This is a genomic window from Streptomyces sp. NBC_01232 (assembly GCF_035989885.1).
Taxonomy (GTDB): domain Bacteria; phylum Actinomycetota; class Actinomycetes; order Streptomycetales; family Streptomycetaceae; genus Streptomyces.
This window is the reverse complement of record NZ_CP108518.1, coordinates 2,112,501-2,128,375: the sequence shown is the minus strand read 5'-3', so window position 1 is coordinate 2,128,375 and position 15,875 is coordinate 2,112,501. Positions and strand designations below refer to the sequence as shown.

The 15,875-nt window shown below is 71.2% G+C and carries 16 protein-coding genes and 1 pseudogene (1 of these 17 only partly in view); 10 read left to right on the top strand and 7 right to left on the bottom strand.

What is annotated here, in order from left to right; all coding sequences use genetic code 11:
* Window positions 1–146 precede the first annotated feature (146 nt).
* Complete coding sequence (locus tag OG444_RS10010) at window positions 147–2,672, top strand: FHA domain-containing protein (RefSeq protein WP_442810482.1); 2,526 nt, start codon at window positions 147–149, stop codon at window positions 2,670–2,672.
* A gap of 115 nt (window positions 2,673–2,787) precedes the next feature.
* On the opposite strand, the gene OG444_RS10005 is transcribed toward OG444_RS10010, so the two are convergent.
* The 3 genes and pseudogenes from OG444_RS10005 to OG444_RS09995 all read right to left on the bottom strand — a co-directional run.
* Complete coding sequence (locus OG444_RS10005; protein ID WP_327261821.1) at window positions 2,788–3,477, bottom strand: transglycosylase SLT domain-containing protein; 690 nt, start codon at window positions 3,475–3,477, stop codon at window positions 2,788–2,790.
* Between the two features lie 297 nt (window positions 3,478–3,774).
* Window positions 3,775–4,884, bottom strand: a complete 1,110-nt coding sequence (locus tag OG444_RS10000) for an S-adenosylmethionine:tRNA ribosyltransferase-isomerase (RefSeq protein ID WP_442810481.1) — start codon at window positions 4,882–4,884, stop codon at window positions 3,775–3,777.
* A 137-nt stretch (window positions 4,885–5,021) separates the two neighbouring features.
* Window positions 5,022–5,714 (bottom strand): annotated as a pseudogene (locus OG444_RS09995) (SDR family NAD(P)-dependent oxidoreductase); the annotation flags it as partial.
* 157 nt (window positions 5,715–5,871) lie between these two features.
* Between OG444_RS09995 and OG444_RS09990 the strand changes: the two are divergent.
* The 4 genes from OG444_RS09990 to OG444_RS09975 all read left to right on the top strand — a co-directional run bounded on the left by OG444_RS09990 (window position 5,872) and on the right by OG444_RS09975 (window position 9,215).
* Entirely contained in the window at window positions 5,872–7,035 is a 1,164-nt protein-coding gene (locus OG444_RS09990; RefSeq protein ID WP_327261820.1) for a GAF domain-containing sensor histidine kinase, read from the top strand.
* Entirely contained in the window at window positions 7,028–7,693 is a 666-nt protein-coding gene (locus tag OG444_RS09985) for a response regulator transcription factor (RefSeq protein WP_327261819.1), read from the top strand. Before OG444_RS09990 ends, OG444_RS09985 begins: the two co-directional genes overlap by 8 nt.
* Window positions 7,694–7,842: 149 nt before the next feature.
* Window positions 7,843–8,088, top strand: a complete 246-nt coding sequence (locus OG444_RS09980; RefSeq protein WP_030012639.1) for a chaplin — start codon at window positions 7,843–7,845, stop codon at window positions 8,086–8,088.
* Window positions 8,089–8,222: 134 nt separating this feature from the next.
* Entirely contained in the window at window positions 8,223–9,215 is a 993-nt protein-coding gene (locus OG444_RS09975; RefSeq protein ID WP_327261818.1) for a YVTN family beta-propeller repeat protein, read from the top strand.
* Between the two features lie 97 nt (window positions 9,216–9,312).
* On the opposite strand, the gene OG444_RS09970 is transcribed toward OG444_RS09975, so the two are convergent.
* Window positions 9,313–10,095: a hypothetical protein gene (locus tag OG444_RS09970; protein ID WP_327261817.1), complete on the bottom strand. Its 783-nt coding sequence runs from the start codon at window positions 10,093–10,095 to the stop codon at window positions 9,313–9,315.
* A 138-nt stretch (window positions 10,096–10,233) separates the two neighbouring features.
* On the opposite strand from OG444_RS09970, the gene OG444_RS09965 reads away from it, so the two are divergent.
* From OG444_RS09965 to OG444_RS09950, 4 genes are all read left to right on the top strand, one after another.
* Window positions 10,234–11,028: an ABC transporter ATP-binding protein gene (locus tag OG444_RS09965; protein ID WP_327261816.1), complete on the top strand. Its 795-nt coding sequence runs from the start codon at window positions 10,234–10,236 to the stop codon at window positions 11,026–11,028.
* A 74-nt stretch (window positions 11,029–11,102) separates the two neighbouring features.
* A complete protein-coding gene (locus OG444_RS09960) occupies window positions 11,103–11,531 on the top strand; it encodes an NfeD family protein (protein ID WP_327261815.1) in 429 nt (142 codons plus the stop codon).
* An 84-nt stretch (window positions 11,532–11,615) separates the two neighbouring features.
* A complete protein-coding gene (locus OG444_RS09955; RefSeq protein ID WP_327261814.1) occupies window positions 11,616–12,602 on the top strand; it encodes an SPFH domain-containing protein in 987 nt (328 codons plus the stop codon).
* Window positions 12,603–12,691: 89 nt separating this feature from the next.
* Window positions 12,692–13,462: a sulfite exporter TauE/SafE family protein gene (locus OG444_RS09950; RefSeq protein ID WP_327261813.1), complete on the top strand. Its 771-nt coding sequence runs from the start codon at window positions 12,692–12,694 to the stop codon at window positions 13,460–13,462.
* 60 nt (window positions 13,463–13,522) lie between these two features.
* Here OG444_RS09950 and OG444_RS09945 read toward each other — a convergent pair whose 3' ends face one another.
* The 3 genes from OG444_RS09945 to OG444_RS09935 all read right to left on the bottom strand — a co-directional run bounded on the left by OG444_RS09945 (window position 13,523) and on the right by OG444_RS09935 (window position 15,541).
* Window positions 13,523–14,026, bottom strand: coding sequence for an HNH endonuclease (locus OG444_RS09945; RefSeq protein ID WP_327261812.1), 504 nt, complete (start codon window positions 14,024–14,026; stop codon window positions 13,523–13,525).
* A gap of 149 nt (window positions 14,027–14,175) precedes the next feature.
* Window positions 14,176–14,709, bottom strand: coding sequence for a YbhB/YbcL family Raf kinase inhibitor-like protein (locus tag OG444_RS09940; protein WP_327261811.1), 534 nt, complete (start codon window positions 14,707–14,709; stop codon window positions 14,176–14,178).
* Window positions 14,710–14,758: 49 nt separating this feature from the next.
* Window positions 14,759–15,541, bottom strand: a complete 783-nt coding sequence (locus OG444_RS09935) for a sporulation protein (RefSeq protein WP_327261810.1) — start codon at window positions 15,539–15,541, stop codon at window positions 14,759–14,761.
* Window positions 15,542–15,649: 108 nt separating this feature from the next.
* On the opposite strand from OG444_RS09935, the gene OG444_RS09930 reads away from it, so the two are divergent.
* On the top strand, window positions 15,650–15,875 hold the 5' portion of the coding sequence (locus OG444_RS09930; protein WP_327261809.1) for a DNA-3-methyladenine glycosylase. 416 nt of this gene lie beyond the right edge of the window; 226 of the gene's 642 nt are visible here — the first part of the coding sequence; its start codon is at window positions 15,650–15,652; its stop codon lies beyond the right edge, outside the window.

Here is a 15,875-nt window from a genome sequence, read left to right as displayed (position 1 = left end):
ACCCCGTCAACGGGCAGACGTAGACGCCCCGGCAAGGCCCGGATTCCACATACGGCGGTGGGCCTGAAATAGTTCCCCCGGATGTTCGCCATCCCTAGACTCCCTGACGTCATGGGGGATTCTCGGGGGACTTAAGTGGGGCTGGAGTGCCGGAACTCGTACTGGAATTGAATGGAAGGACCTGGACGCTCGATCCGTCCAGGTCGTACTCGCTGGGGCGCGACCCCCAGGGAGACGTGGTGATCGACGATGCCCGGGTGTCGTGGCGGCATGCCACCATCACCTGGAACGGCCGGGGTTGGGGCATCGAGGACCACGGCAGCACCAACGGCACCTACGTGCACGGGGCCAGGGTCCAGCAGACCGAGCTCGTGCCCGGCACGCCGGTCCACCTGGGCAACGCGACGGACGGACCGAGGCTGAACCTGAGCGCCGCCGCCGCGCCGCAGCCCGCCGTGGCCCAGCAGGCCCCGGCGCAGGCGTACGCCCAGCCGCAGGCCCCGGCCTACCAGGCCCCGCAACAGCAGCAGCCCCAGCAGCAGGCCTGGGAACAGCAGCAGCAGTACGCGCAGCCGCAGCAGCCGCAGGCCCACCTCCCGCACCAGCAGGGCGGTGGCGCGGCCCGTCCGGCGCAGGGCGGAGCCCCGGCCTACGGCGACCGCAGCCCGACGACGTTCCACCAGCTCTCGCTGGGCCACGTCATGCGGATCGGCCGTGCGCTGGAGAACGAGCTGGTGGTCTCCGACCTCCAGGTCTCCCGCCACCACGCCGAGTTCCGCTCGATGCCCGGCGGCCGCTTCGAGATCCACGACCTCGGCAGCCACAACGGCACCTACGTCAACGGCCAGCCGCTGGCGAAGTCCGGCACCGCGCTGCTCGGCCCGAACGACATCGTCGGCGTCGGCCACTCGACGTTCCGGATCGTCGGCGACCGCCTCGAGGAGTTCGTCGACACCGGCGAGGTCTCCTTCTCGGCCCGCCACCTCACGGTCACGGTCGACGGCGGCAAGCAGATCCTCAAGGACGTCACCTTCGGCGTGCCGGAGAAGTCGCTGATCGGCGTCATCGGACCGTCGGGCTCCGGCAAGTCCACCCTGCTCAAGGCGCTGACCGGCTACCGGCCCGCCGACCAGGGCGACGTCCTCTACGACAACCGCAACCTGTACAAGCAGTTCGCGGAGCTCCGCCAGCGCATCGGCCTGGTCCCGCAGGACGACATCCTGCACAAGGAGCTGAAGGTCAGCACGGCCCTGAAGTACGCGGCCAAGCTCCGCTTCCCGGGCGACACCGCCGAGTCCGAGCGCGCCGCCCGTGTCGACGAGGTGCTGCGCGAGCTCAAGCTCGACATCCACAAGGACAAGAAGATCACCTCGCTCTCGGGTGGTCAGCGCAAGCGCGTGTCCGTGGCCCTGGAGCTGCTCACCAAGCCCTCGCTGATCTTCCTGGACGAGCCCACCTCGGGCCTCGACCCGGGCATGGACCGCGACGTCATGCAGCTGCTGCGCGGCCTCGCCGACGACGGCCGCACCGTCCTCGTCGTGACCCACTCGGTCGCCGAGCTGGCCATCTGCGACAAGCTGCTGGTCATGGCCCCGGGCGGTTCGGTCGCCTACTTCGGCCCGCCGGACGAGGCGCTGAACTTCTTCGGCTACACCACGTGGGCGGACGTGTTCTCGGCCTTCGAGAACTACCGCGACTACGACTGGGCCGGCCGCTGGAAGGGTTCGCAGCACTACCAGCTGTACGCCGCCGACATCGACGCCGTCGCCCCGCAGTCGGTCGCGATGCCGCCCGCCCAGCAGATGCGCCCGCCGAAGCCGCAGGGCTGGGGCTCGCAGCTGTGGACGCTGATCCGCCGCTACGTCTCGGTGATCGCCTCCGACAAGGGCTTCATCGGCCTGATGCTGATCCTGCCCGCAGTCCTCGGCGTGGTCTCCACGGTCATCCCCGCGAAGTTCGGGCTCGCCCCGCCCGTGGCCCCGTCCCGCTTCAACGGCGACGCGGGCACGATCATGCTGATCCTCGCGGTCGGCATGTGCTTCTCAGGCGCCGCCAACTCGGTCCGTGAGCTGATCAAGGAACGGGTCATCTACGAACGCGAGCGGGCCACCGGCCTGTCGCGCTCGGCCTACCTCATGTCGAAGGTGATCGTCCTCGGCGTCATCACGGCCATCCAGGGCGTGATCATCTGCGGGATCGGCTTCTACCCGCGCGACCTGCCCGCCGAGGGCCTGCTCATGCCGCCCGCGGTGGAGATCTGCCTGTCGGTGATCGCGCTCGGCTTCACCTCGATGATGTTCGGCCTGGTGATCTCCTCGCTGGTGAAGACCGCCGAGAAGACCATGCCGCTGCTGGTCATGTTCGCGATCGTCCAGGTCGTCTTCACCGGCATCCTCTTCCAGGTGTACGACTCCCCGGGCCTGGAGCAGTTCGCCTGGCTGATGCCGTCCCGCTGGGCCATCGCCGCCGCGGGCACCACCTTGAACCTCGGCGCGCTGATGCCGCCGTGGGACGCCGACAACCCGACCAACACCGACCCGCTCTGGGACGCCACCGTCGGGCAGTGGAGCCTGAACATCACCATCCTGCTGCTCCTCGGCATCGCCTGCGGCTTCGCGGTCCAGCGCCTGCTGCGCCGCCACGAGCCCGAGGTCATGCGCGCGGGCAAGTAGCAGGACCCGGGCGGGCGGGCGGAACGACCGCACGCGTGCACGGCAAACGCCTCAGGGCGGCATCCGGAAGTCCGGGTGCCGCCCTGAGGCGCATGGGGTCTGGCTACGCCAGGGCCTAGTAGGCGCTGTTGACGTTGTCCATGGAGCCGTAGCGGTCGGCCGCGTAGTTGCAGGCGGCGACGATGTTGGCGACCGGGTCGTACTGGTCGAACTTGGTGCCCTTGACGTGGTACGCCTTGAAGGTCGGAAGGATGACCTGGAGCAGACCCTTGCTGGGGATGCCGTTCTGGGCGTTGATGTCCCAGTTGTTGATCGCCATCGGGTTACCGCTGGACTCACGCATGATGTTCTTGTGGATTCCGGCGTAGGTGCCCGGAATGCCCTCCTTCTTCATGATGAAGAGGGCTTCCTTGATCCAGCCGTCGAGGTTGTTCGCGAAGACCGGGGTGCGGGCGGCGGAACGGCTGGCGGCAGCCTTCTGCTCGCGGGCCTTCTTCGCGGCGGCCTCGGCCTTGGCCTTGGCGTCGGCGGCGGCGGCGTCGGCCTTGATCTTGGCCGCGGCCTTCGCGTTGGCGTCGGCGATGACCTGCTGTGCGGAGAGGTGGCCCTGCAGCGTCTTCGTCTGCGCGCCACCCACGGCCTGGGTCCAGGCGACGGGGGCGACGGCGACCGTCTCGACCTCACCGGCGTCGGCCGGGACGAGGGAGAAGGCGACGGCGGCGGCGCTCAGCGTGGCGACACCGGCGATGGACAGCTTGTGTGCCTTCGTCAGACGACTGTGACCAGGGGTGCGGGAAGCAGACATGGCGGGGCAACCTCTTCGAATAGCGGGAGTCGCAGGAAGGCGCTTTGTGGATCCGGGGATCCGCGGTGCTGTGCGACGGGAGCAATTCTTAGCGGCGGCAAAATCCTGTGGCAAAGGTGTGACGTACGATCCCGCTTAGTGGATCACGCACCGGCGCCGAGGCCCCATTTCGGGCCCCGGCGCTAGGTGGGACAGCGCTGACAGGGTCTTTATCCGTCCACTAGGCGGCTTCGTAAGTGATGTGGGTCCTATGTGCGGGGTCACATCGGGCATGTTGCGGTCTCACCGTGCGTTGCTTCAGCAATGCGGTTGGTTACGGATCTCATCCTTGAGTAGCAGATGGACGTCCCCGAACTCGTGCCAGAGGCAGAGACGGGCCAGTGCCTCGGCATACCCGAGCCGTACGGCGTCCCGCCCAGCGACCGCCTCCAGCATCTGCAGATGGGACGCGCCGGGCTCGTGCAGCCCGGTCAGCAGCCCGTCCACCACGCGTACCCCGCGCTCGGGGGTCACCACCAGATCGGTCCACCCGGCGGCCGGGCGCACCCGCCCGGCTTCGTCCGCGGCCGACTCCAGGGCCCGTACCGCCGTGGTCCCCACCGCGATCACCCTCCCGCCGGTGGCCCGGGCCGCGTTCACCAGCCCCGCCGTCGTGGGGGAGACCTCGTACCGTTCCGGGTACGGCGGCTCGTGCGACTCCTGCGAGGCCACCCCCGTGTGCAGGACCAGCGGGGCGAACTGAACCCCCCGGCTCACCAGCCGCGCCACCAGCTCTGCGGTGAAGGGCCGGCCCGCGCTCGGCATCTCCGCCGAGCCCGACCCGTCGGCGGCCGGCACCGCGAACACCGTCTGGTGGGCCGAGAGCGGCTGGTCCCGCTCCGTGTACGCGTACCGGATCGGCCGCCCGAACGCGCGCAGCAGCGCCGGCACCTCGTACGGCGCGGGGAGCGGCCGTGCCCACCACAGCCGGTCCGCTCCCGCCGCCAGTGGCTCCTCCAGGAGCAGGCGGCCCCCGTCCGGCAGCTCCACCACCGCCCCGGCCGGGCCCCCGGGGCGCGGCCGGGGCGTGCCCCCGCCTGCCGGGGTGCGCAGCTCCACCGCCCAGCGGCCGCCGTCGCCCCGGGTGGAGAAGTGCACGACCAGGTCCTCGCCGCCCAGCCGGGCGTCCACGGCGGCCGCCAGTGTGGTCGAGGTGTTCACCACCAGCACGTCCCCGGGCCGCATCAGCTCCGGCAGCTCCCGGAAGGGGTGCAGGGACACCGGTTCGCCGCCCCGGGAGACCAGGAGCCGCACGGCATCCCGCCCCAGCCCGGGGCCCCGCTGCTCGGCCGGAACCCGGGCCAGCAATTGAGGGGGTATGTCCGTTATATACAGTCCTGTTTTCTGCAGGACCCGGCGCCCGCTCACCGCCCGGCCCCCACACCCGTCCCGGCGCCCGCTTCAACACCCGGGTCCGCACCCGCTTCCACGTCCGCTTCCACGTCCGCCCCCGTGCCTGCTTCGGCGCCCGGCTCCGAGGCCGCCCCGGGGGTGGTCCGCGCCGCCAGCTCCTCGGCCGTGTACCGCCCGCTCGGCAGCCCGAGCTCCACCAGCCGCAGCAGCGCCGGAGCCACCTCCTGGGGCGTCGGCAGCCCCGTCAGGTCCTCGCCGGGCTCGGCCGCCGCCATCATCCGCGTCCGCATCGACCCCGGGTCCGCCCACCACACCCGCAGCCCCGGCTCCTCCACCGCCAGCACGGCCGACACCAGATCCCCGGCCGCCTTCGTCGCTCCGTACGCCCCCCACGTCGCGTACGGCACCACCGCCGCGTCCGAGCTGATGTTCAGCACCGCGCCCACGCCCGCCCGCGAGGCCCGCAACAGCGGCAGTCCCTCCTGGACCAGCCCCAGCGGCCCCACCACATTGACCTCGAAGGCTTCGCGCAGCCCGCCCAGCGCATGCTCCGCCAGCGGCACCAACGGCTCGGCCCCGAGCACCCCCGCGTTGTTCACCAGCAGGTCCAGCCCGCCCAGCTCCCGCGCCGCGGCCACCAGCGCCGCCCGGTGCGCCGCCGAGGACACGTCACCGGCCAACGCCACCACCCGCCCGCCGGTGGGCCGCCCGAGCCCTGCCGCGGTCTCCTCCAGCGCCGCCGCACCCCGTGCGCTCAGCACCAGGTCCCAGCCCCGCGCCGCCAGCTCCCCGGCCAGCGCCCGGCCGAGCCCCCTGGACGCCCCCGTCACGATCGCCACCGACATGACAGCACCCTCGCCTTCCGTTCCGATCAGCAGATGCCTCCAACCTAGGAACGGGCCACCCCCTGCCGCGTCGGCCACGAGCCCCACCCGCTCACGTCCGTTGGACCTACGTCCGAGGCCCGATCCCGCAGGTCACGGCCCCGGGTACGGTGAGGCCATGACCGGTAGCCCCCCGCACGGCGAGCCCACCGGCGGCCTGGCCGCCGTGAGCACCGCACTGCTCGCCATGAGCCGCCGCCTGGAGGTCCGCGACGTCCTGCGCACGATCGTCGCGTCCGCCCGAGAGCTCCTGAACGCCGAGTACGCGGCCCTGGGCGTCCCGGACGACCACGGCGGCTTCGCCCAGTTCGTCGTGGACGGCGTCAGCGCCGAGCAGTGGCGCCGGATCGGCCCGCTGCCCCGCCAGCACGGCATCCTCGCCGCGATGCTCCACGAAGAGGGCCCCGAGCGACTGGCCGACGTACGCGAGGACCCGCGCTTCGAGGGCTGGCCGTCCGCCCACCCGGACATGGCCGACTTCCTGGGCATGCCCGTACGCGACGGCGAGGAGACCCTCGCCGCCCTCTTCCTCGCGAACAAGCGCAGCGACGCCCCGGGCGGCGGGCAGGGCTTCACGGACGAGGACCAGGAACTCCTCTCCCTCCTCGCCCAGCACGCGGCGATCGCCCTCACCAACGCCCGGCTCTACGAGCGCAGCCGCGAGCTCACCATCGCCGAGGAGCGCTCCCGGCTCGCCCACGAACTGCACGACGCCGTCAGCCAGAAGCTCTTCTCGCTCCGTCTCACCGCCCAGGCCGCCGCCGCCCTCGTCGACCGCGACCCGGACCGGGCCAAGGACGAGCTCCAGCAGGTGGCCGCCCTGGCCGCGGAGGCCGCCGACGAACTGCGCGCCGCCGTGACCGAGCTGCGCCCGGCCGCCCTGGACGAGGACGGGCTGGTCGCCACCCTGCGCACGCACGTCCACGTACTGGACCGCGCCCACACCGCGCACGTCACCTTCACCTGTGACGGCGTACGGGCCCTGCCCGCGACCCAGGAGGAAGCCCTGCTCCGCGTCGCCCAGGAGGCCCTCCACAACGCCCTGCGCCACTCGGGCGCCGAACGCGTCGAGGTCACCCTCGCCCGGACCCCCGCCGGGGGCGCCGTCCTGAAGGTCCTCGACACCGGCAGCGGCTTCGACCCCCGGACCGTCCGCCGGGCGGGCCGCCACCTGGGTCTGGTCTCCATGCGGGACCGCGCGAGCGGCGTCGGCGGCCGGCTCGCCGTGCACTCGGAGCCCGGACGGGGCACCACGATCGAGATGGAGGTCCCCGGTGGCTGACAGCACCGGCCGCGGCAGCGGCAACGGCATCCGTGTACTGCTGGTCGACGACCACCAGGTGGTCCGGCGGGGCCTGCGCACCTTCCTGGAGATCCAGGAGGACATCGAGGTGGTCGGCGAGGCATCGGACGGCGAGGAGGGCATCACCCACGCCGAGGAACTTCGGCCGGACGTGATCCTCATGGACATCAAGATGCCGGGCACGGACGGCATCGGGGCGCTGCGCAGGCTGCGCGAGCTGGCGAATCCGGCCCGGGTGCTGATCGTCACCAGCTTCACGGAGCAGCGGACCGTGGTCCCCGCCCTGCGGGCCGGCGCGGCGGGATACGTCTACAAGGACATCGACCCCGACGCGCTGGCGGCGGCGATCCGCTCCGTCCACGCGGGCCACGTCCTCCTCCAGCCGGAGGTGGCCCTCGCCCTGCTCTCCCAGGACGAGCAGGGCTCTTCGGCGGGCCGGCCCGGCTCGCTGACCGACCGGGAACGCGAGGTCCTCGGCCTGATCGCCGACGGCCGCTCCAATCGGGAGATCGCCCGCGCCCTGGTCCTGTCCGAGAAGACGGTCAAGACCCACGTCTCGAACATCCTGATGAAGCTGGACCTCTCCGATCGGACCCAGGCCGCGTTGTGGGCGGTCAGGCACGGAATCGCCGAGTGATCAGAGGTAAATCGGATCGTCTCGCTCCGGACTGAGATTCATACGGTCGGGTGTATGTAGCCCACATGGCGTATCCCGAACACCGGCCGGCCGTTCTCCATGGCGTGCCGCGACGGCTGGTCGCGGCAGACGCACTGGAGGACGAGAACGTGAAGAACTTCAAGAAGGCCGCAGCCGTCACCATGATCGCGGGCGGCCTCCTCGCCGCCGGCGCCGGTGTCTCCTCGGCGCACGGCGGTGCGTCGGCGGAGGGCGAGGCCCTGAACTCGCCCGGCGTGGCCTCCGGGAACCAGGTCCAGGTCCCCGTGCACGTCCCCGTGAACGTGGTCGGCAACACCGTCAACGTGATCGGTCTGCTGAACGGCGCCTTCGGCAACACCGGCGTGAACGCCTGATCCCACCCCGACCTGCGGCCCCGCTTCCCCCTCTCCCCTGGAAGCGGGGCCGCGTCGGTGCATCCGGGGGCCGTCGCGCACCCCCGGCGCGAGCCTCACCCCGCAGCGCCACCGGCAGCCCTAGCTTGGCCCGCATGACGAGGAACCGGCACATCGCAGGACGGACCACCGCCGTGCTCTGCGCGACGATCGCCCTGACGGGACTGGCGGCCGCCCCGCCCGAGCGGCTCGGTCCTCTCGTCTACGTCGCGAACCTCCACTCCGACACGGTCTCGGTCGTCGACACCCGCGCCGGTACCGTCGTGGACAGCATCCCCGTGGGGGACGGACCCGACAGCGCGGCCCTCAGCCCCGACGGCTCCCGCCTCTACGTCACCGACTCGGCGGCGGACACCGTCTCCGTGGTCGACACCCGCACCAGGGCGGTCGTCGAAACCGTCGGAGTCGGGCGCGAACCGAGCAGGGTGACCGTCTCCCCGGACCACAGGAGCGTCTACGTGGCGAACGTCGGCGCGGGCACCGTGTCGGTGATCAGCGCCCGCACCCTCGCCGTCACGGACACCATCGCAGTGGGCGACGCACCTCTGGGCCTGGTGGTGACACCGGACGGCCGCACCCTGTACGTCGCCAACGCCGGCGCCGACAGCGTCTCGGTGGTCCGCACCGACACCGGCACGGTCACCGGCGCCTTCCGTGTCGGCGGCGGACCCACCGCCCTGGCCCTCGCCCCGGACGGCCGCCACCTCTACGTCTCCAACCTGACCTCGGACGACGTGTCGGTGGTCGACACCCGGAACGGCACGGAGACCGACCGCATCCCGGTCGGCGACCAACCCACCGGCATCGGGGTCCTGCCGGACGGCCGCCGCGTCTACGTCGCCAACCTCGGGTCGGACGACGTGTCGGTGATCAGCACCCGCAGCCGCACCGTCACGGACACCGCCCCCGTGGGCGACGGCCCCAACGGCCTCGCCGTCGGCCCGGACGGCTGCACCGTCCACGTCAGCAACTTCGAGTCGGACACCCTGTCGGTGATCGACACCAGCACGTCCGCGACGGCCACCGTCCCGGTGGGAGACGGCCCGACCGGCGTCGCGGCGCACGCACTCGGCCCCGCCGGCGCTTGAGGCGCGGGGTCCGGGGCGGAGCCCCGAAAGCCCGGGCGCAGCCCGCGGCCGCCCGCGCATCGACCCCGAACCCGCCCCCGCCCCCGGCGCCCCGCGCTCAGCCCCGCTCGCGCGCCTCGACGGCCGAGTTGTACGCCGCCACGAGCGCCCGCCGGGCGACCCGCTCGACCGGCCGCAACGCCTCCGCCCGCGCCGCCATCTCCGAGGCGGCCACCGCACCCCCGTGCCCGTTCTCGTACGCCAGCGACACCATCAGGTCCACCCGCTGCGCCAGCGCCAGCACCCGCACCGCCCGCGGCGGATACCCCGGCGCCAGCGCTTCCCGGCCGGCCTCCGCCCGCGCCCGGTACGCCGACAGCGCGGCCTCCGCCACCGGCCCCGACCCCGCCACGTCCAGCCGGGTCAGCACCTCGGTCGCCTCGCGCAGCGCCTCCGCCAGCTCCCGCTCCGCCTCGCTCAGCGAGGGCACGTCCGCCGGCGGAGCCTCCCGTACCGGCAGCACGTGCCAGGTCACCGACACGTGCACGTCCCCGGCCGGCCCGGCCTCGGACACCTCCGGCACCAGACCCAGCGCCGAGCCCACCGCGACGACCGCCTCCTCGGCCTCCAGCGCCCGCGCATTGAACTCCGGCGGCCCGCTCAGCCCCAGCGGATGCCCGGGCGCCGGCAGCGCCACCCGCAGCCCCGTCGCCCCCAGCGCCCGCAGGCGGCCGAGCGCCAGGGTGAGCCCCACCGGGCCCGACTCATCCGGCAGCCCCTCCACCCGGTGCACGGCGTCCTCGCCCACGATCGACAACACGGCCTCGTCGGGCGAGACCAGACCGGCCAGCAGTGCGTTCCCCCAGGCGGCCAAGCGCCCTGAACGTGGTTCGAAAAGCATCCCCCTACTTTACGGATCGGCCCCGGCACCGGGCCCCGGCCCCGGAGGCCTCTCCGAGTGGCGTAGGTTTTCCCCTGGGGCTGCGTCTACCGGCGCACAGAGAGCCGAACCGTGACTGCAAGGGGTGACAACACGCTCATGAGCGATGTTCTGGAGCTGGTGGACGTATCCGTGGTCCGCGAGGGCCGGGCTCTGGTGGACCAGGTCTCCTGGTCGGTGAAGGAGGGGGAGCGCTGGGTGATCCTCGGCCCCAACGGCGCCGGCAAGACCACACTGCTGAACCTCGCCTCCAGCTACCTCTTCCCCACCAAGGGCACCGCCACCATCCTCGGCAGCACCCTCGGCAAGGTGGACGTCTTCGAGCTGCGCCCCCGCATCGGTGTCGCCGGCATCGCGATGGCCGACAAGCTGCCCAAGCGGCAGACCGTCCTGCAGACCGTCCTCACCGCCGCCTACGGCATGACCGCCACCTGGCAGGAGGAGTACGAGGAGGTCGACGAGCAGCGCGCCCGCGCCTTCCTCGACCGCCTCGGCATGACCGAGTACCTCGACCGCAAGTTCGGCACCCTCTCCGAGGGCGAGCGCAAGCGCACGCTGATCGCCCGCGCGCTGATGACCGACCCGGAGCTGCTGCTCCTCGACGAGCCCGCCGCCGGTCTCGACCTCGGCGGCCGCGAGGACCTCGTACGCCGCCTCGGCCGCCTCGCCCGCGACCCGCTCGCCCCGTCGATGGTCATGGTCACGCACCACGTCGAGGAGATCGCCCCCGGCTTCACCCACGTCCTGATGATCCGTCAGGGCAAGGTCGTCACCGCGGGCCCGATCGACCTCGAACTGACGTCCCGCAACCTCTCCCTCTGCTTCGGCCTCCCACTGGTCGTCGAGCGCAACGGGAGCGACCGCTGGACCGCCCAGGGCCTGCCGCTCGGTTAGGCCCCCGGCCGGACCGTCGCTCACAGGGTCCCGCACCCTGTCCCGACCGCGCCCACCCGACCTACCATGACCACGTGGACATCGACGCGTGGGTGTGGTGGCTCATCGGCGCGGTCGGACTGGGCATCCCCCTCGTCCTGACCGCCATGCCGGAGTTCGGCATGTTCGCCGTGGGCGCGGTCGCGGCCGCCGTCACGGCTGCCGTCGGCGGGGGAGTGGTGGCGCAGGTCCTGGTCTTCGTCATCGTGTCGGTCGCGCTGATCGCCGTCGTACGCCCGATCGCCAACCGGCACCGCGACCAGCGCCCCCAACACCGCAGCGGCATCGACGCGTTGAGGGGAAGAACCGCCGTCGTCCTGGAACGGGTCGACGGCAGCGGCGGCCGCATCAAGCTCGCCGGTGAAGTCTGGTCCGCGCGCACCCTCGACGCGGACACCAGTTTCGAGCCCGGCCAGTCCGTCGACGTCGTGGAGATCGACGGGGCGACCGCCGTCGTCATGTGACAACCAGCCTGCTCGCGGCCCCAAGGTCTGCGAGACTCCGATCAACGGGGCAGCACAGACAGCCGGAAGGGCACGGGGAACCGCATGCAACCGATCATCATCGTCCTGATCATTCTGGTGGTTCTGGTCTTCATCGCACTGGTCAAGACGATCCAGGTGATCCCGCAGGCCAGCGCCGCCATCGTCGAGCGGTTCGGCCGCTACACCCGCACCCTCAACGCGGGCCTCAACATCGTCGTCCCGTTCATCGACTCCATCCGCAACCGGATCGACCTCCGCGAACAGGTCGTACCGTTCCCGCCGCAGCCCGTCATCACCCAGGACAACCTGGTCGTCAACATCGACACCGTCATCTACTACCAGGTGACCGACGCGCGCGCCGCGACCTACGAAGTGGCCAGCTACATCCAGGCCATCGAGCAGCTCACCGTCACCACGCTCCGCAACATCATCGGCGGCATGGACCTGGAGCGGACCCTCACCTCCCGCGAGGAGATCAACGCGGCCCTGCGCGGCGTCCTCGACGAGGCCACCGGCAAGTGGGGCATCCGCGTCAACCGCGTCGAGCTCAAGGCCATCGAGCCGCCGACCTCCATCCAGGACTCGATGGAGAAGCAGATGCGCGCCGACCGTGACAAGCGCGCCGCGATCCTCCAGGCCGAAGGTGTCCGTCAGTCCGAGATCCTGCGCGCCGAGGGTGAGAAGCAGTCCTCCATCCTGCGCGCCGAAGGTGACGCCAAGGCCGCCGCCCTGCGCGCCGAGGGTGAAGCGCAGGCCATCCGTACGGTCTTCGAGTCCATCCACGCCGGCGACGCCGACCAGAAGCTCCTCGCCTACCAGTACCTCCAGATGCTCCCGAAGATCGCCGAGGGCGACGCCAACAAGCTCTGGATCGTGCCGAGCGAGATCGGCGACGCCCTCAAGGGCCTGTCCGGCGCCATGGGCAACTTCGGTCCCATGGGCGGCGGCTCGGGCTTCAACCCGGGGAACTCCGGCAAGGACGGCGCAGGCATCCCGGCCGCACGGGACAAGGACGGCGCGGAGCGCCGCGAACAGCCCCCCATCGACTGACCCGCCACCCCTTCCTGCATGATCGGTGAGGCCCCTCGACCTTCATGGCGGGGAGGCGACTCACTCATGCAAAGGGGATGGCACAGTCCATGTCCATCTGGGAATCACTCGCTGTCTTCGCCGCCGGCATCGGCGCGGGCACGATCAACACCATCGTCGGCTCCGGCACCCTGATCACCTTCCCGGTGCTGCTGGCCACGGGCCTGCCCCCGGTCACCGCCAACGTGTCCAACACCCTCGGCCTCGTGCCCGGTTCCATCAGCGGAGCCATCGGCTACCGCAAGGAGCTCCAGGGCCAGCGCTCCCGCATCCTGCGGCTCGGCTCCGTCTCCCTCGTCGGCGGACTCGCGGGCGCGATCCTGCTCCTCACCCTGCCGTCCGACTCCTTCGACACGATCGTGCCGGTCCTGATCGGACTGGCCCTCGTCCTCGTCATCCTCCAGCCGCGGCTCGCCGCCGCCCTGCGCCGACGCCAGGAAGCCGCCGGAGGCGACACCGGCCACCCCGACGGCGGACCGGCCCTGCTCGGCGGCATGCTGCTCTCCAGCGCGTACGGCGGCTACTTCGGCGCCGCTCAGGGCGTGCTCTACCTCGGCCTGATGGGCCTGCTGCTCCGCGAGGACATGCAGCGCATCAACGCCGTCAAGAACGTCATCGCCGCTCTGGTGAACGGCATCGCCGCCGTCCTCTTCCTCTTCGTCGCCGAGTTCGACTGGACGGCCGTCGTCCTCATCGCCGTCGGCTCGACCATCGGCGGCCAGATCGGCGCCAAGGTCGGCCGACGACTCTCGCCGACCGTCCTGCGGGCGGTCATCGTGACGGTGGGCATCCTCGCCATCGTCCAACTGCTCGTCAGCTGAGCGACGTAGCAGAACTACGTCGCCCAGCGCAGGCGTCTCCACCGAAAGCGGGGAATCCGCCTAGGCGGTGCGCTCCAGCCACTCCGGGAGCGCCTCCCGCCCGGCCACCCCCAGGGCCAGCAGCATCGCGTCCGCCGGCGACGGCACGAAGGGCTTCCGGAGGAGCGGCATCCCCGCCTCCTCCGGAGTCCGGGCCGCCTTGCGGTGGTTGTCCTCGGCGCAGGACGCCACCGTGTTCAGCCAGGTGTCGCCACCTCCCTGGGCCCGCGGCAGTACGTGGTCCACGGTCGTCGCGCGCTTCCCGCAGTACGCGCAACGGTGCTGGTCCCGGACCAGCACCCCCCTCCGCGACCAGGGAGCATGTCTTCGGAAGGGCACCCGGACGTACCTGCAGAGCCTGATCACCCTGGGCATCGGAAGATCCATGGTGGCCGCGCGCACACGCAGCTCGGGGTGCGACTGTTCGACGACGGCCTTGTCCTGGAGCACCAGGACCACAGCCCGGTTCAGGGTCACCGTCGACAGCGGCTCGAAGCTCGCATTCAGCACCAGCGTGTCCCGCATCTCGCCCACCTCCCGTGTGCAGGCCCGCGACCACCATGGCGGCAGGGCCCGCGACCACTCTGGCCGCGCGCGCCACGCGGGACAACGCAATAAAAATGCCCGGTCCTGGCCTTCTTTAGACCAGGACCGGGCAAACACCGGGAGAACGATCAGCCGACGGGCGCCTCGTACTCACCGATCAACTGGGCCCGCCCGAGCGTGTGAAAACGCAGATTGAACCCGACGACCGCCGGCGAGGCATCCGCACCCGGACCGAGCTTCGCCCGGTCGACCGCGTACACCGTGAACACGTAACGGTGCCGCTCCCCGGCGGGAGGCGCCGCCCCGCCGAAGTCGCGCGACCCGTAGTCGTTGCGCACGTGCACGGCCCCGGCGGGCAGCCCTTCGAACTTCCCGCTGCCCGCACCGGCCGGCAGCTCGGTCAGCGAGACCGGCAGATCGAAGAGCACCCAGTGCCAGAACCCGCTGCCCGTCGGCGCGTCCGGGTCGAAGCACGTGACGGCGAAGCTCTCCGTCCCCTCCGGGAAACCCTCCCACCGCAACTGCGGCGAGACGTTCCCACCCGAGTACACCTGCGCCTCGCCCAGATCGGCCCCGGGCGCGAGGTCCGTGCTGGTCACGGTGAAGGCGTGGACCTCGGGGTGGAAGTCGTGCGGAAGAGGCGGCCTGTTCTGCTCGGTCACTGCTGACCCTCCTGATCGCTCGCGGATACGGCTCCGAGCCTAGGACCGGCTAGAACCAGTTGCGCTGCGAACCCACAGAGGCGATCCACTGGTTCAGGTACGCCGCCCAGTCAGTGTCCTGGTACGACTGCAGACCCACCTGGAAGCAGCGGTAGGTGTCACTGCCCTCGGTGAACAGACCCGGCTTCTTGTCCATCTCCAGAACGACGTCCATCTCCCGGCCGTCCGAGATGAAGGTGAGCTCGACCTGGTGCAGGCCGCGGTACTGCGACGGCGGCAGGAACTCGATCTCCTGGTAGAACGGCAGCGACTGCCGCGTCCCACGGATGTGGCCGCGCTCCATGTCCGCACTGCGGAAGGTGAAGCCGAGCTGCCGGAAGGCATCCAGGATCGCCTGCTGCGCCGGCACCGGGTGCACGTTGATCGGGTCGAGGTCGCCGGCGTCCACGGCGCGCGCGATCTCCAGCTCGGTGCTGACCCCGATGTTCATCCCGTGCAGGTGCTGACCCCCGAAGTGGGTGATCGGCGTCTCCCAGGGGATCTCCAGGCCGAACGGCACCACGTGAAGGGCGCCGGGCTGCACCTTGAAGGCACCGCCCAGACGCTGCTTCGTGAAGACGATGTCCTGCTTGTACTCCTGGTCACCGCCCTCGACCTCGACCCGTGCCTGCAGCCCGACGGACAGCCCCTCGATCTGCTGCTCCACGGATCCACCCTGGATCCGGACCTCGCCCTGGACGATCCCGCCCGGAACGACGTTCGGCTCGGTGATGACGGTGTCGACCGAAGCACCACCGGCACCCAGGCTCGCGAACAGCTTCTTGAAGCCCATGCTCTAACTCCCCTTGAAGGATCTGGCGACTACGCCGCTACTACCCCATATCAACGCGGAACCTCAGGCCCCGGTTGCAGGAGTACACGTTCCACTACGCTCGACCGGATGAGCGCGCGACCTGACCGTACGCCCCTGCCCAGGTCCTTCTACGACCGCCCGGTCCTCACCGTGGCACCGGACCTCCTCGGCCGCATCCTCGTCCGCCGCACCACGGACGGCCCCCTCGAACTGCGCATCACGGAGGTCGAGGCCTACGAGGGGGAGTCCGACCCGGGCTCGCACGCCTACCGCGGCCGCACCGCCCGAAACGCATCGATGTTCGGCCCGCCCG